At 69.0% G+C, this 15,741-nt stretch carries 15 protein-coding genes and 1 tRNA gene; 13 read left to right on the top strand and 3 right to left on the bottom strand.

From position 1 onward, the window contains the following. Positions 1-2 precede the first annotated feature (2 nt). Positions 3-2,243 (top strand): hypothetical protein, encoded by a 2,241-nt coding sequence (locus tag JHY01_RS00080; RefSeq protein WP_205323557.1) that lies wholly within the window; start codon positions 3-5, stop codon positions 2,241-2,243. A 60-nt stretch (positions 2,244-2,303) separates the two neighbouring features. After that, positions 2,304-3,998, top strand: coding sequence for a CTP synthase (locus JHY01_RS00075; RefSeq protein ID WP_275889623.1), 1,695 nt, complete (start codon positions 2,304-2,306; stop codon positions 3,996-3,998). A 61-nt stretch (positions 3,999-4,059) separates the two neighbouring features. On the opposite strand, the gene JHY01_RS00070 is transcribed toward JHY01_RS00075, so the two are convergent. The 3 genes from JHY01_RS00070 to JHY01_RS00060 all read right to left on the bottom strand — a co-directional run bounded on the left by JHY01_RS00070 (position 4,060) and on the right by JHY01_RS00060 (position 6,570). After that, positions 4,060-4,413: a DUF805 domain-containing protein gene (locus JHY01_RS00070; RefSeq protein ID WP_205323556.1), complete on the bottom strand. Its 354-nt coding sequence runs from the start codon at positions 4,411-4,413 to the stop codon at positions 4,060-4,062. A 183-nt stretch (positions 4,414-4,596) separates the two neighbouring features. Next, the gene (locus tag JHY01_RS00065) at positions 4,597-4,953 is read right to left on the bottom strand and encodes a DUF805 domain-containing protein (protein ID WP_205323555.1); all 357 of its coding nucleotides are present in this window, start codon (positions 4,951-4,953) and stop codon (positions 4,597-4,599) included. 102 nt (positions 4,954-5,055) lie between these two features. Continuing rightward, positions 5,056-6,570, bottom strand: coding sequence for an MFS transporter (locus JHY01_RS00060; protein ID WP_205323554.1), 1,515 nt, complete (start codon positions 6,568-6,570; stop codon positions 5,056-5,058). A 131-nt stretch (positions 6,571-6,701) separates the two neighbouring features. On the opposite strand from JHY01_RS00060, the gene JHY01_RS00055 reads away from it, so the two are divergent. From JHY01_RS00055 to JHY01_RS00005, 11 genes are all read left to right on the top strand, one after another. Then, a complete protein-coding gene (locus tag JHY01_RS00055; protein ID WP_205323553.1) occupies positions 6,702-7,241 on the top strand; it encodes a TetR/AcrR family transcriptional regulator in 540 nt (179 codons plus the stop codon). Positions 7,242-7,273: 32 nt separating this feature from the next. Beyond that, positions 7,274-7,828 (top strand): NUDIX hydrolase, encoded by a 555-nt coding sequence (locus JHY01_RS00050; RefSeq protein ID WP_307814082.1) that lies wholly within the window; start codon positions 7,274-7,276, stop codon positions 7,826-7,828. A gap of 199 nt (positions 7,829-8,027) precedes the next feature. Further along, positions 8,028-9,149 (top strand): alanine dehydrogenase, encoded by a 1,122-nt coding sequence (gene ald / locus JHY01_RS00045; RefSeq protein WP_205323552.1) that lies wholly within the window; start codon positions 8,028-8,030, stop codon positions 9,147-9,149. 225 nt (positions 9,150-9,374) lie between these two features. Further along, complete coding sequence (locus tag JHY01_RS00040) at positions 9,375-10,247, top strand: ParA family protein (protein WP_374199468.1); 873 nt, start codon at positions 9,375-9,377, stop codon at positions 10,245-10,247. A 91-nt stretch (positions 10,248-10,338) separates the two neighbouring features. Then, complete coding sequence (locus JHY01_RS00035; RefSeq protein ID WP_205323550.1) at positions 10,339-11,217, top strand: ScpA family protein; 879 nt, start codon at positions 10,339-10,341, stop codon at positions 11,215-11,217. Beyond that, the gene (scpB, locus tag JHY01_RS00030) at positions 11,214-11,966 is read left to right on the top strand and encodes an SMC-Scp complex subunit ScpB (protein WP_205323549.1); all 753 of its coding nucleotides are present in this window, start codon (positions 11,214-11,216) and stop codon (positions 11,964-11,966) included. Before JHY01_RS00035 ends, scpB begins: the two co-directional genes overlap by 4 nt. After that, positions 11,953-12,690 (top strand): pseudouridine synthase, encoded by a 738-nt coding sequence (locus JHY01_RS00025; protein ID WP_205323548.1) that lies wholly within the window; start codon positions 11,953-11,955, stop codon positions 12,688-12,690. The genes scpB and JHY01_RS00025 overlap by 14 nt, the downstream gene beginning before the upstream one ends. 44 nt (positions 12,691-12,734) lie before the next feature. Further along, positions 12,735-13,109: a YccF domain-containing protein gene (locus JHY01_RS00020; RefSeq protein WP_205323547.1), complete on the top strand. Its 375-nt coding sequence runs from the start codon at positions 12,735-12,737 to the stop codon at positions 13,107-13,109. Positions 13,110-13,246: 137 nt separating this feature from the next. Next, the gene (cmk, locus tag JHY01_RS00015; protein ID WP_205323546.1) at positions 13,247-13,924 is read left to right on the top strand and encodes a (d)CMP kinase; all 678 of its coding nucleotides are present in this window, start codon (positions 13,247-13,249) and stop codon (positions 13,922-13,924) included. Further along, positions 13,917-15,308 carry a ribosome biogenesis GTPase Der gene (der, locus tag JHY01_RS00010; protein ID WP_205323545.1) on the top strand — a complete coding sequence of 464 codons (1,392 nt, stop codon included), beginning with the start codon at positions 13,917-13,919 and terminating at the stop codon, positions 15,306-15,308. Before cmk ends, der begins: the two co-directional genes overlap by 8 nt. 85 nt (positions 15,309-15,393) lie before the next feature. After that, positions 15,394-15,467: transfer RNA gene (locus JHY01_RS00005), tRNA-Pro, on the top strand. Positions 15,468-15,741: the final 274 nt, after the last annotated feature.

Raw genomic sequence — 15,741 nt, 5'->3', positions numbered from 1 at the left:
CCGTGTCGCGAAAACTCGATGCCGGGCGCCTGACCCGCAAAGCCCGCAAGGCGATCGCCCGCGGCATCACCGAGAACCTCGGCCGGATCGGCGCCTGGTCCGGCGTCGCCCTCCTCGCGGCCGTGGCGGCCTTCCAACTCCTCCCCGAGGACGGCGAGGAGTCACTGCCCAGCACCGTCGACGCCGTGGTGTTCCTCGGCGTCAGCGGCCTCACCTGGACCGACATCGACGCCCAGACGACCCCGAACCTCGCCGAGCTCGCCCAGAACGGCTCGCTCGCCGAGCTGAACACGAACTCCGGCCGCAACTTCACGTGCGCCCTCGACGGCTGGCTCACCCTCTCGGCCGGCGCCTCCGCCGTGAGCGACCCCTACGGGCAGGGCTCGGAGTGCGAGCCGGTCACCGACGACGGGATCAGCGTCGAGGACGACACCGCGACCGTTGGGGACATGACCGACCTCGTGACCCTCAACCGCGACCTCGACCAGGGCACCCAGCTCGGCACCCTCGCCGCCGGGACCAGCTGCGCCACCGCGATCGGACCCGGAGCGGCGTACGCGACCGCGAACTCGGTCGGCCGCGTCGGCGACTACTCGCCCGGCATGCCCGGCGGCGACGACCTGGACGAGGCGCTGGCCGAATGCCCGCTGACCGTCGTCGACGGCGGCATCCTGCCGGTCGAGACCGAGTCGCGGGCCGACGCGCTCGCACAGCTCGACGCCACGGTGGGCGAACTCCAGGCCGCCCGCGGCGAGGACTCGGCGCTCATCGTCTCCGGGATCGGCCAAGTGGCCGAACCGAACCGGCTGCTCGCCACGGTCGCGAACTTCGGCGACGAGGACGGCCACAACCTCCTCGACCTGCCCGCCGAACGCCCCGGCTACCTGCGGCTCACCGATCTGACCGCGACCATCCTGACGCTCCTGGACTCGCCGCTCCCCGACACCTCGACCGGCACGGCCGCCGGCGCCACCGAGGACTCGCTGACCTATGAGGACCGTCAGGCGGTGTTCGACGACACCGACGCGCGGCTCATGGCCGCCGACGTCGCCGCTCCGGCCACCCAGTGGCTCCAAGTGCTCCTGTTCCTCGCCCTGACCTTCGTGGCCTGGCCCCTGCTGCACCTGCTGCGCCGCGCGGGGCAGCCCGGCGTCAAGCCGCCGCCGCTGTGGCTCATGCGCCTGAACATCGTCTCGGCGCTCGTGTGCGCCCTGTTCGTGGCCGCCGCGATCCTCGCCGACTTCTTCGGCTGGTGGTCGGCCGCGCGCCCCGGCGTCGTCGGTCCGCTCACGGCCCTCGGCATCGCCGTCGTGTGCGCGTTCGTCGCGATCGGCCTGCCCGGCCGCCACGGGCCCGCGAGCCTCATGATCTCGGTGTCCGCCTTCGGCATCATCGTGACCGTCCTCGCGATGCTCCTGCACACGCATGACCCGCTCGGGACACTCCTCGGCGACTACACCGTGGCCGACTCCGCCTCGAACGAGCTCGGGCCGGTCGCCACCGGCATGTTCATCGCCTCGCTGTGGCTGCTCGCCGCGACCGTGTCGTGGCGGCTCCCGCGCCGCTACCAGTCCCCGGCCATGGCCGGGATCGGCTGCGTCGGCGTGCTCATCGCCTCCGCCGGGTTCTTCGGCGACTCCGTCCCGGCGGCCGTGGCCCTCATCGTCGGCACCTGCCTCGCGGCGGCGCTCGCCACCGGCGGCTGGGTCACCTTCCAGCGCTTCGTGTGGTCGGGCCTCGCCGGGGTCGCGGTGCTGTTCGGCCTGATGTGGATCGACTTCCAGCGGCCCGTCGCCGAACGCGGCGAGCTCGGCTCGTTCCTCGGCGACGTCATGGGCGACACGAACGGCGTCATCGCCTCCGGCATCGGCTCGAACATCGTCGCGCTCTTCACCTCGCCGCTGAGCGTGCTCACCATCATGGCCGGGGCCTACTGCTGGCTCATCCTCCTCCGCCCGGGAGGCGGCCTGCGCCGGGCCTTCGGCCTGTACCCGCCCCTGCGGGCCGGATTCGCCGCCGCCGTGGTCGGCGCGGCCGTCGCCGGACTCCTCCTCGGCAAGGGCCTCATGAGCCTCGGTTCGGCCCTCGCCGTCATGGTTCCCTTGGCGGTCATCATGAGTCACCGCGTGCTGGCCCGCGCGCACGTCAAGGACGGCCAGTACTCGGACATGATCGTCGACGCACCGTCGTGGGTCGATGAGGAAAACGACGGTGAAAGTGTTAGTGTGGAATCCCGTGGATGATGCGATCCACCGGCTGCTTTTCTAGCGGCTCGTTCGCCACGAACATCACGGGAGTCCGCTTTGGCCAGCGCCGCTAATGGTCAGATCCGCACCACGAAGCACCTCTTCGTCACCGGTGGAGTCACCTCCGCTCTCGGCAAGGGCATGACCGCCGCGAGTCTCGGCAATCTGCTGACCGCGCGCGGCCTGTACGTGGTGATGCAGAAGATCGACCCGTACCTCAATGTCGACCCCGGCACGATGAACCCGTACGAGCACGGCGAGGTCTTCGTCACCGACGACGGCGGCGAGACCGACCTCGACATCGGCAACTACGAGCGGTTCCTCGACCGGAACCTGTCGAAGCACGCCAACGTGACCACCGGCCAGGTGTACTCCGACGTCATCGCCAAAGAGCGCCGCGGCGACTACCTCGGCGCGACCGTGCAGGTCATCCCGCACATCACCAACGAGATCAAGTCCCGCCTGGCCGCGATGGCCGACCCGGACCCCGAGACCGGGCGCGTCCCGGACGTCGTGATCACCGAGGTCGGCGGCACCGTCGGCGACATCGAGTCGCTGCCGTTCCTGGAGGCGATCCGCCAGTACCGGCACGACATCGGCCGCGACAACTGCTTCTTCCTCCACGTCTCGCTCGTGCCGTACCTGGCCGCGTCCTCGGAGATGAAGACCAAGCCGACCCAGCACTCGGTGGCGCAGCTGCGCAGCATCGGCATCCAGCCCGACGCGATCGTGTGCCGCTCGGACCGGCCGCTGCCGGACGGGCTCAAAGGCAAGATCGCCGGGTTCTGCGACGTGGACGAGGCGGCGGTCGTCTCCGCGCCGGACTCGAAGTCGATCTACGAGATCCCCAAGACCCTCCACTCGGAGGGTTTGGACGCGTACGTGGTCCGCAAGCTGGACCTGCCGTTCCGCGATGTCGACTGGACCCGCTGGGACGACCTGCTCGACCGCGTCCACCACCCGGTCGCCACCGTCGAGGTCGCGATCGTCGGGAAGTACGTCGAACTGCCCGACGCGTACAAGTCCGTGGTCGAGGCGCTCAGCGCGGCCGGCTTCGCGAACCGCGCGAAGGTCAAGGTCCGCTGGGTCATCTCCGACGAGTGCGCCACCGCCGAGAGCACCGCGAAGGCGCTCGCGGGCGTCGACGCCGTCGTGATCCCGGGCGGCTTCGGCGACCGGGGCGTGCCCGGCAAGCTGCAGGCGCTCACCTGGTCGCGCACCCGCCTCGTCCCGACGCTCGGTCTGTGCCTCGGCATGCAGTGCATGGCGATCGAGGGCCTGCGCGAGGTCGCCGGGCTCGTGGGCGCGAACTCCGAGGAGTTCGACCGCGAGGCCGAGCACCTGGTGATCTCCACGATGGCCGACCAGACCGACATCGTCGCCGGGCGCGGCGACATGGGCGGCACGATGCGCCTGGGCACCTACCCGGCGGAGCTCGCCGAGGGCTCGATCGCCGCCGAGGTCTACGGCGCGACGGAGGTCAACGAGCGCCACCGCCACCGCTACGAGATCAACAACGCCTACCGCGACCAGCTGCTGAAGTCCGGCTTCGTGATCTCGGGACTCTCGCCCGACGGCCGCCTCGTCGAGTTCATCGAGCTCGACCGCGACGTGCACCCGTACTACATCGCGACCCAGGCCCACCCGGAGCTGAAGTCCCGCCCGACCCGCCCGCACCCGCTCTTCGCGGGCCTGGTCGAGGCCGCGCTGAAGCGCCAGGCTTCCGAGCGCCTCGATCTCGAAGCGGCATAAGCGCACACGATGAAAGGCGGGCCACTCCCATCGGGAGTGGCCCGCCTTTCAACGTTGGGAACTAGGCGGCCTTGGGATCGGGGCCGTACTGGTTCGGGCCGGGCTTGCCGGCGGTGGCGGTCAAGACGATCAGGATGATCGGGCCGGCGAGCGGCACGAAGCTGATGAGGTACCACCAGCCGGACTTGTCGATGTCGTGCAGGCGGCGGACGGTGACCGCCAGGGCCGGAAGGAAGACGGCCAGCGCGTAGACGGCGTACAGGGCCGTGAGCGCGGGTTCCCGCGTGATGAGGAACGGCAGGTACAGCGCGAACATGATGATGGCGTTGAACAGTACGAACATCCAGTACTCCGTGCGGCGAGCGCGCCCTGAGAATCCGACGTAGTTCTTGATTACGTTGATGTACCAGTTCATTCTGGTTCCTTCCAAGGGGTCGTTCCACTGGGGAACGGATGGGGCAAGGGGCAACCGGCCCTGGGCTAGGGCCGAAGGAGAACTTAGCACGTTCGCCGTGCAGATTGGACGGGAGTTTTCAGTGGTCAGGGGAACGACGCCGAAGGCGGGGCTCGATTGAGCCCCGCCTTTTGCCGTTTCCGGTTACGCGCCTTTGGGATTGGGTCCGTACCTGTTGGTCCCCGGCTCGCTGTCGAACAGGTTGAAGACGAGCAGGACGATCCAGCCGACGAACGGGACGAGCCCGATCCACCACCACCAGCCGGTCCGGCCGGTGTCGTGGAGCCGGCGCACCTGCACCGCGATGCTCGGGATGAGCACCGCGAGGCCGTAGAGCCAGCCGATGAAGTTCCAGAAGTTCGGGTCGTTCGGGTCGTTGCCCAAGCACTGGAGGATCGCGCCGATGATCGCGTTGACCAGGACGAACCACCAGAACTCGCGACGGCGAGAACGGCCGCTGAACACCGCGTACTTCTTCAGAGCCGTCATGTACCAGCTCATGGCGTGCCCCTTCCTCGCTCCTGCGGAGCGATCGCCTTGAGCGGCCCCGAACGAAGCCGCTCAGCGCGATCGTAGGACACAACGGTCGAGAACGGACCGGTTTCAGCGCCGCGCAGGGGCGTTCGACCTCAAGGTCCGGCCCACGGCCACGGTGGCGACGAGCACCAGCACCGCCGCGACGACCGCCACCGCCCGCAGGCCGTCGGTGAACGCCGTCCTCGCGGCCTCCATGAGCGCGTCCCCGGCCTCCACCGGGAGCGTCGCGGCCACGTGCGCGGCCTCGCCCAGTGTCTCCGCGGCTTCCGACGGTGCATCCCCGAGCTCGGCCCGGTAGATCCCGGTCGCGAGCGAACCGAGCAGGGCCACGCCCATCGCACCGCCGAGCTCGTACGCGGTCTCGGAGATCGCCGAGGCCGCGCCCGCCCGGTCGGCCGGAGCCGCCGCGAGGATCGCGTCGTTCGTGACCGTCTGCGCCAGACCGGAACCGCCGCCGATGAGCGCGAACGCCACGGCGACCACCGCCGCCCCCGCGTCCACCCCGATGAGCGTCATCGCGGCGAACCCGGCGATGACGAACACCAGACCTCCGATGATTGTGCGCCCCATCCCGATCCGCTCCGAGAGGCGGACCGCGAACAGCCCGGCCACCACTGAGACGGCCATGCCCGGCAGGAGCAGCAGCCCCGCCTGCATGGGGGAGAAGCCCAGCACCAGCTGGAGGTACTGCGTCAGCAGGAACAGCGCCGAGATCAGCGCGAACACGATCGTGAAGTTCGTGGCCAGCGAGGCGCTGAAGCGCCGCAGTCGGAACAGGCCCACGTCGATCAGCGGGTGCTCCAGGCGCTTCTGGCGCCGCACGAACCAGACGCCGGCCACCGCACCCGCGGCGATGGCGGCCGCCGCCGCCACCGTGACGCCGTGCTCGGCGATCGTCTTGACCCCGTAGACGAACGGGAACATCGCCAGGAACGACAGCGCGACGCTCGGCAGGTCGATCCGGCCCGGGTTCGGGTCCTTCGACTCGGGCAGCAGGAATGGCGCGGCCAGCACGACCGCGAGCGAGACGGGAGCGGCCATGAGGAAGACCGAGCCCCACCAGAAGTGCTCGAGCAGCCAGCCGCCGAGGATCGGCCCGAGGGCCGCCCCGGCGGAGAAACCCGAGGCCCAGATCGCGATGGCGAATTTGCGCTGGCGGTCGTCGTGGAACAGGTTCCGCATGAGCGCCAGCGTGGTCGGCATGAGGGTCGCACCGGCGAGGCCGAGCAGTGCCCGCGCGGCGATGAGCGCTTCGGCGCTGGGCGCGTAGGCGGCGAGCACGCTCGCGACGGCGAACGCGGCCGAGCCGATGACGAGCAGCCTGCGGCGGCCCACGCGGTCGCCGAGGGTGCCCATGGTGACCAGGAGCCCGGCGAGCACGAAGCCGTAGACGTCGACGATCCACAGCAGCTGCGAGCCGGTGGGCGCGAGGTCTTCGGACAGGAATGGCACGGCGAAGCCGAGCACCGTCATGTCGACGGAGATGAGCAGCACCGGGAGCACCAGCGTGGCCAGCGCCCAACCCTGCTTGACGCTGATGCGGGCGCGGGGCTCCTGCGGTGCGCGAAGCGTGGCGGCCATGGGTTTCACTCTTTCTTGACGTGAGCCGCGGCACGGCTCGCGAGGCGGCATCCCAGACGCCGGGCATGCCGGAGGTCGACATACCCCTCGACTGTACCGTCCGGACGGTACAGTTGGCATCAGGAGGAAACATGAAAGAGCCGGAGATCACCACCCGGGACCGCATCCTGAACGCGCTCCAGCGCCTCCTCGTCGACGAGGGCAGCGCGGGCGTGACCTTGGAGAAGGTCGCCGCCGAGGCCGGCGTCTCCAAAGGCGGCCTGCTCTACCACTTCAGGTCCAAGCCCGATTTGTACGACGGCCTGGCCCGCCGCTTCCGCGAGCAGGAGGAGGCCAACATCGCCAGAGCGCGAGAGGCCGGCGCGGTCGAGACCTTCCTGCGCGTCTCCGAGATCGAGTCGGCGGAGTCCGCCGCGGGCCTGTGGGCCCTGCTCACCGCCATGCGCGGCAAAGACCAGCTCTCCGAGACCGCGCAAGCGGACGTGCTCTTCATCTTCGAAGGCTGGGCCGCGCTCCTCAGGGAGCAGATCGAGGACCCGATCACCGCGGAGATCGTGCGCCTCGTCGGCGACGGCCTGTTCCTGTCGGCCCTCTCCGGCGCCCCGTTGCCGTCCCGGGAGACCGTCGACGCGATCCTGCGGCGTCTCAAGGACGCCGCCGGAGAATCCTGATCCCGAAACCTGAGCGGACTACTGTGGCCCTCGTGCATGAGTACCGAGTCCTCGACAGCGAAACCATCCACCGCGGCTGGGCCTACGACCTGACCGCCGAGACCATCGCGATGCCCGGCGGGGGCACCGCCCGGCGCGAATTCCTGAAGCACGTCGGCGCGGTCGTCACCGTGCCGATCGACGAGCAGGGCCGCGTCGGCCTCATCCGCCAGTACCGCGTCCCGCCCAAGGAGCAGATGTGGGAGTTCCCGGCGGGCCTGCGCGACATCGAGGACGAGGACCCGGCCGTCGCCGCGCGCCGCGAGCTCGCCGAGGAGGTCGACCTGCAGGCGGCCGAGCTCGTCAAGCTCGGCGAGTACTACACGACCCCGGGCATCTCGGACGAGCTCATCCACTACTACCTCGCCACCGGCATCTCGCTCGTCCCCGAGGCCGAGCGCCATGAGCGCACCGATGAGGAGACCCACATCGAACTCGTCTGGTGGGACCTCGAGAAGGCCCTCGCGGCCGTCGCCGACGGCGAGATCCGCAACGGCGTGTGCGCCCTCGCGCTGACCCTTACGAAACTGCACCTCGACCGAAACTGACCCGCAATATCCAAGGCGCACGCTCACATGGCCCGTCGCATCGTTGTGCGGCGGGCCGCCTTACGATCACGGCGACGACGCCGTCCGAACCGCTGAACCCACAAGGAATGCGGGCTCCTGGACGTCTGGCGTCCTAGACTGCCCGTGCGGGATGCCGACCGGCCCCGAACTGGCACAACGCTTCGGAAGGAACCCGCACGTGAAAGTCGCCGTCCCCCGCGAGATCAAGAACAACGAGTACCGCGTCGCCCTCACCCCCGCCGGGGTCCACGAGCTCGTCGCCGCCGGCCACGACGTCGCGATCGAGACCGGGGCCGGCCTCGGCTCCGCGATCACCGACGCCGACTACCGCGAGGCCGGGGCCCTCATCTGCCCTGACGCCGATTCCACCTGGGGCGCAGGCGATCTCGTCCTCAAGGTCAAGGAGCCGATCCAGGACGAGTTCCACCGGATGCGGCCCGGTCAGACCCTCTTCACCTACCTCCACCTGGCCGCGAGCGCCGAATGCACCGACGCGCTGCTGGAGCGCCACATCACCGGCATCGCCTACGAGACCGTGCAGACCCCCGACGGGCGCCTCCCGCTCCTGGCGCCGATGAGCGAAGTGGCCGGGCGCCTCGCCGTCCAGGCCGGCGCGTACCACCTGCAGCGGCCCGAAGGCGGCCGCGGCACCCTCATGGGCGGCGTCCCCGGGACCGCGCCCGCGCGCGTGGTCATCATCGGCGCGGGCGTCTCCGGCATGAACGCCGCCGCCATCAGTGTCGGGATGCGCGCCGACGTTGAGCTCCTCGACCTCAACGTCGACAAGCTCCACGCCGCCGACGACCTCTACCAGGGCCGCCTGCGCACCATCGTCTCCAACCGCTTCGAGGTCAAACGCGCCTGCCGCGAGGCCGACCTCGTCATCGGCGCCGTCCTCGTCCCGGGAGCCAAGGCCCCCACCGTGGTCGACGACGAAGTGCTCGCCGAGATGAAGGACGGCGCGGTCCTCGTCGACATCGCGATCGACCAGGGCGGCTGCTTCGCGCACTCGAAGGCCACGACCCATGACGACCCCACGTTCACCCACGCGGGCAAGCTCTTCTACTGCGTCGCGAACATGCCCGGGGCCGTGCCGAACACGTCGACGTACGCGCTCACGAACGCCACGCTCCCGTACGTCATGAAGCTCGCCAACCTCGGCTGGGTCGAAGCGCTGAAGGCCGACCCGGCCCTCGCGCTGGGCCTCAACACGTATGCCGGGCAAGCGGTCAACGAACCCGTCGCGATCACGCACCACCTGCCGCTCAAGCCGATCGCGCAGGTGCTCGCGGAGAACTGACGTCCTGACAGGACCTGGGCCGCGCTCCGCGCAGCGGGCGAACTCACGCCGGGTGCCTCGGAGTCTCCCAAGCCGTCGACAGCCTCGTTACACTGACGTACAGTCGCTAAGACAGGCAATGGTGAGACGCCCGGCACCCGGTGTCGACCTCGCACCCGGAGGCGCGAAGAAATGAGCAGTGTGGACAGCAACGACAAATGGGCGGCCCTGCGCGGTGCCGCGCAGATGCCTCCCGCTGACGGAACCGAGGACCTCTCCTCGCCCGACCCCGAGGCCTACACGAACAAGCGCGAGATCCCGCAGCCCCAGCCGCTGGAACGCCACGGTCCTGCCCGCGTCATCGCCATGGCCAACCAGAAGGGCGGGGTCGGCAAGACCACCACGACCATCAACCTCGGTGCGGCCCTTGCCGAATACGGCCGGAAGGTCCTCCTCGTCGACTTCGACCCGCAGGGCGCCCTCTCCGTCGGCTTCGGCACCAACCCCCACACGCTCGACCTGACGGTCTACAACCTCCTCATGCAGGACGACGTCGACATCGACGACGTCATGGTCAAGACCAACGTCGCGGGCCTGCGCCTCCTCCCGGCCAACATCGACCTCTCGGCCGCCGAGATCCAGCTCGTCAACGAGGTCGCCCGCGAGCAGACCCTCTCCCGCGTCCTGCGACCGGTCATCCCCGACTTCGACTACATCCTCATCGACTGCCAGCCCTCCTTGGGGCTCTTGACGATCAACGCGCTCACCGCCGCCCACTCCGTGCTCGTCCCGCTCGAGTGCGAGTTCTTCTCGCTGCGCGGTGTCGCCCTCCTCCTCGACACCGTCGACAAGGTCCGCGAACGCCTCAACTACGACCTCGAACTCGACGGCATCCTGGCGACCATGTACGACTCCCGCACCACCCACTCGCGCCAGGTGCTCCAAAGGGTCGTGGAAGCCTTCGGCGACAAGGTGTTCTCCACTGTCATCACCCGGACCGTGCGCTTCCCCGAGACCACCGTCGCGGGCGAGCCCATCACCACCTGGGCCCCCGCCTCATCGGGCGCCCGCGCCTACCGCCAACTCGCCCGCGAGCTCATCGCCGCGACAGACAAGTAGAAGCGCAGGAACCGGGACCCGATCGCTCTCCAGCGCTTGAAACCCAGAGTTCACCCCGTCGTGTCCGGAACGCCCGTCTAAGCTTGCGTGCGTGACCGACCAGCAGCCGCCCCAGCTCCCGACCCAGCGGGAGGGCGAACCGGAGGAGGCCGAGAGCGGCTTCCACGTCCGGCTCGCCAACTTCGAGGGCCCGTTCGACCTGCTGCTCCAGCTCATCGGCAAGCACAAGCTCGACGTCACCGAACTCGCCCTCCACCAGGTCGCCTCCGAGTTCATCGCCTACGTCACCGGCCTCGACGACGCCTGGAACCTCGAGGAGACCTCCGAGTTCCTCCTCATCGCCGCCACCCTCCTGGACCTCAAGACCGCCCGGCTCCTGCCCGGGACCGTCGTCGACGACGAAGAGGACCTCGCGCTCCTCGAAGCCCGCGACCTCCTCTTCGCCCGCCTCCTGCAGTACAAGGCCTACAAGGAGGCCGCCGGGGCGCTCGCGATGTTCGTCGAGTCCGCCTCGACCCGCATCCCCCGCAACGTCGGCCTCGAAGACCGCTACAAAGGCCTCCTCCCCGAACTCGTCCTCGACCTCACCCCCGAAGCCTTCGCCGCCTTGGCGGCCAAGGCGATGGTCCCCAAACCGCCGCCCACCGTCGGCACCGGCCACATCCACATGCAGCGCGTCTCGGTGCGCGAGCACGCCGTGATCCTCTCCCGCCGCCTCCAGCGCGTCCACACCGCGACCTTCCGAGCCCTCACCTCCGACTGCGAATCCCACCTCGAAGTGGTCGCGCGGTTCCTGGCCCTCCTGGAGCTCTACCGCGAGGCCCTGGTCGGCTTCGAGCAGATGCAGGCGCTCGGCGAGCTCACGGTGCGATGGCTCGGCGGCACCGGCAACACCGAGATCGACGTCGACGAATACGCGGGCACACCCGCAGAACCGGAAGCAACAGCGGGGGAGGAATCGAGCACATGACCGAGCACCTGGGGGAGTCCCTCGAACAAGACCTGGCGACGTGGAAGATGCCTGGCGCGCGCCAGGAGGCCGCGCCGCTGCGACCGGACACGCCCGCCGACGAACCACCGAACGAGGACGAGTACTCGGCCGCCCTCCAGACCCGCGCCGAACCCGAAGAGGACGAGGAACCCGAGGCCACGGCCACCAGCCCCGTCCCCGACGACGTCGACCTCGGCGCGGTCCTGGAGGCGATCCTCATGATCGCCGAAGAACCCCTGAGCGAGGAATTCCTCTCCTCGGTATTGGAGCGGCCACGTTCACAGGTGCGCGAGCAACTGGGCCGACTCAGCGCCGAATACACTGGTGACGGACGCGGATTCGATCTGCGTCGCCAAGCCGGAGGCTGGCGCTTCTACACCCGGGCCGATTACGCGCGCTACGTGGAGCGGTTCGTCACCGACGGCGCCTCCGCCCGCCTCACCAAGGCGGCGCTGGAGACGCTCGCCGTGGTGGCCTACCGGCAGCCGGTCACCCGCGGCCGCATCTCGGCCATCCGGGGGGTCAACTGCGACGGCGTCATGCGCACGCTGGTGGCGCGCGGCCTGGTCGAGGAGTGCGGGACCGACCCGGACTCGACGGCGACGCTCTACCGCACCACCACCCTGTTCTTGGAAAAAATCGGACTGGACACGGTCGACCAGCTACCAGAGTTGGCCCCGTTCCTACCGGACGACGTGACGGATATCGAGGAAGATGAACAACGCTGACGAAGAGGGCATCCGCCTGCAGAAAGTGCTGTCGCAGGCCGGGATCGCCTCCCGCCGTGCCGCAGAGGACCTGATCTCCCGCGGCAAGGTGAAGGTCAACGGTGAGCGCGCCCACCTCGGCCAGCGCGTGGACACGTCGAAGGACATCATCCACGTCTCGGGCAAGCGGGTCGTGACCGACGTCGACAAGGTGTACTTCGCGATCAACAAGCCGCGCGGCATCATCTCGACCATGGAGGACGACGAAGGCCGCCCCTCGCTCGCCGGCATCGCCAAGGGCATCGACCAGCGCGTCTTCCACGTGGGCCGGCTCGACACCGACTCCGAGGGCCTGCTGCTGCTCACCAACGACGGGGAGCTCGCCAACCGCATCATGCACCCCTCGCACGGCCTCCCGAAGGTCTACCGCGCGCAGGTCGCCGGGATCATGGACCGCGCCACCTGGAACAAGCTGCTCAAGGGCGTCGAGCTCGAGGACGGCCTCGCCAAGGCCGACAAGCTCAAGATCATCGACGAGCACGCCGGGCAGTCGTTGATCGAGATCACCATCCACGAGGGCCGCAAGCACATTGTGAGGCGACTCATGGACGAGGTCGGGCACCACGTCTCGCGCCTCGTGCGCACCGAGATGGGGCCGGTCAAGCTGCGGAACCTCAAGCCGGGGACGATCCGCAGGCTCACCCCGAACGAGGTCGGAGAGCTGTTCCGCGAGGTCGGACTCTAGCCTGCTGTACTGACGGAAGGGCAAGGCCCGGTTAGGGTTCGGGCATGTCAACCATTCTGAACGTGATCTGGTTCGTCCTGGCCGGGCTCTGGCTCGCCATCGGGTACTTCTTCACGGGCCTGCTCTTCTGCATCTTCATCGTCACCATCCCGTTCGGCATCGCGAACATGCGGCTGGCCGGATACGTGCTGTGGCCCTTCGGGCGCACGGTCGTGTACGACCGGAACGCCGGGTGCTTCTCGCTGCTTGGCAACGTCCTGTGGCTGATCCTCTTCGGGTGGGAGCTCGCGCTGGCGCACCTCGTCACCGGGTTCCTGCAGGCGATCACCATCATCGGCATCCCGCTGGCGGTGGCGAACTGGAAGATGATCCCGATGGCGCTGTGGCCGATGGGCGCGCGGGTGGTCGAGCGCCGCTGAACCGCGGCGTCCCCGATGGCGAGGTCATTCCCGGCCGCGCGCGCTTGCGGCTCCGCAGGCGTTCGCCGCGGGTTACCAGGTAGAACCGGGCATGATGTAGGTTTGCTTGGTTTGCAGTTGAAGAACGGAGCGCGACAGTGCCTGAGCAGAAGAGCGGACCGGTCGTCGCGATCGACGGCCCGTCCGGGGCCGGGAAGTCGACCGTGGCCAAGACTTTGGCGACCGCGATCGAAGCCGCGTACCTCGACACCGGCGCCATGTACCGCGCCGCGACGCTGGCGGTCCTCAACGCCGGCGTCGACCCCTCGCAGACCGCGCAGGTCACCAAGACCGTGAAGAACGCGAAGCTCGAATTCGGGACCACCCCCGAGGACCCGTTCACCCGCGTCGACGGGGAGGACGCCGACCTGGCGATCCGCGGCGACGACGTCACGAAGGCGGTCTCGGCGGTGGCCGGGAACAAGTCGGTGCGGAAGTTCCTCATCGACGAGCAGCGGCGGATCATCGCCGATGCCAAGGCGGGCATCGTGGTCGAAGGCCGCGACATCGTCTCGGTCGTCGCCCCCGACGCCGACGTGAAGGTCTACCTGACCGCCGACCCGGTCGAGCGCGCCAAGCGCCGCGCGGCCGAGAACGGCGCCGACGCGAACGCCACCGCGAAGGACATCGAACGGCGGGACACCGCCGACTCGAAGACCACCAAACCCCTGGAGGCTCCGGAGGGGGCCGTGGTGATCGACTCCACGACGCTGCCGATCGTGGAGGTAGTGGCCAAGATTCTGGCCTTGCTGAACAACAGGGACATTGATGACTGACGAAGCGACCTGGACCGACGACGACGGTTGGAGCGAGAGCGACGACGTCGAGGAACGTGGTCCGGTCCCGACGGTGGCCGTGGTCGGCCGCCCCAACGTGGGCAAGTCGACACTGGTCAACCGCATCCTGGGCCGCCGCGCCGCGGTGGTGCAGGACGAACCGGGTGTGACCCGCGACCGGGTGGCGTACGACGCCGAGTGGGCCGGGCGGGAGTTCAGCCTGATCGACACCGGCGGCTGGGACCCGGACGCCGAGGGCATGGCGAAGTCCATCGCCCTGCAGGCCGAGCTGGCGATGCGCACCGCGGACGTGATCGTGTTCGTGGTCGACTCGCGTGTGGGCCCCACCGACGCCGACGAGGCGGCCGTGCGCATCCTGCGCTCGACCCGCAAACCGGTCCTCCTGGTGGCCAACAAGGCCGACTCGGAGCGCCAGGAAGCCGAAGTCCACGAGCTGTGGAGCCTGGGCCTCGGCGAGCCGTTCCCGATCTCAGCCCTCCACGGCCGCAACTCGGGCGATCTGCTCGACAAGATCATCTGGGCGTTCCCCGAGCAGCCCACGGGGCAGCTCAAGGAGCGCGGGCCCCGCAAGGTGGCCCTCGTCGGCCGCCCGAACGTCGGCAAGTCGAGCCTCCTCAACCGCATCGCCGGCGAGGAGCGCGCGGTCGTCGACAACGTCGCCGGGACCACGGTCGACCCGGTCGACTCCGTCGTGGAGATCGACGGCGAGGACTGGATCCTGGTGGACACCGCGGGTCTGCGCAAGCGCGTCAAATTCGCCTCGGGCACGGAGTACTACGCCTCGCTGCGGACGGAGGCGGCCGTCGAGGCCGCCGAGGTCGCCCTCGTCCTCCTCGACGCCTCCGAGCCCATCAGCGAGCAGGACCAGCGGGTCCTGACGCAGGTCACCGAGTCCGGCCGCGCGATGGTCCTGGCGTTCAACAAATGGGACCTCGTGGACGAGGACCGGCGCTATTACCTCGAGAAGGAGATCGACCGCGAGCTGGGCCAGGTCTCCTGGGCCCCGCGCGTGAACGTCTCGGCCATGACCGGCCGCGCCGTCGAGAAGATCGCCCGCTCGCTGCGCGAAGCCCTCGAAGGCTGGGGCCAGCGCATCAGCACCGGCGAGCTGAACAAGTGGATCAGCGACCTTCAGGCCGCGACGCCGCACCCGGTGCGTGCGAACAAGGCCCCGAAGGTCATCTACGCGACCCAGGCCGCCGCCGAACCGCCGCGCTTCATCCTCTTCACGAACGCGCCGTTCGACAAGCAGTACCTGAAGTTCATCCAGCGCAAGCTCCGGGAAGACTTCGGCTTCGTGGGTACACCCATCGAACTGGTGGTCAAACCCCGCGAATCCCGCAAGAAGGACAAGCGCAAATAGCCAGTCTCACACTGGGGACCTCGCCTCCGGGGCCCCAGGGGCTATAGGCTAAAGTTGTCACCGCTGCGGACAACGCGGCGGAAAACGGGCTGTGGCGCAGCTTGGTAGCGCACTTGACTGGGGGTCAAGGGGTCGCAGGTTCAAGTCCTGTCAGCCCGACAGTGTGATGTCTCAGGACATCGGAAACAGGTCGAACCTGCAAAGGTTCGGCCTGTTTTGCTATGCAGGTCTGGTGGGTCCTTGGGTCGGCCGGTGGGTTGGTAGTCGCGGTCGGGGTCGAGGGTGAATTCGCGGAGGAGTGCGCCTGTGGCGGCGTTGATGACGCGGATGTGGAGGCCTTCGACGATGAGTAGGACGCGGGTGCCTTCGTGGATGCGGCCGATGCCGATGTGGTGGAGTTTCCTGTTGTGGCGCAGGGTGACCGACCCGGCTT

It is taken from the genome of Glycomyces sp. YM15 (genome assembly GCF_016918015.1).
In the GTDB taxonomy this organism is placed as follows: Bacteria; Actinomycetota; Actinomycetes; order Mycobacteriales; family Micromonosporaceae; genus Glycomyces.
Note: the sequence above shows the minus strand (reverse complement) of the source record. Positions and strands in the feature narration are given on the sequence as shown.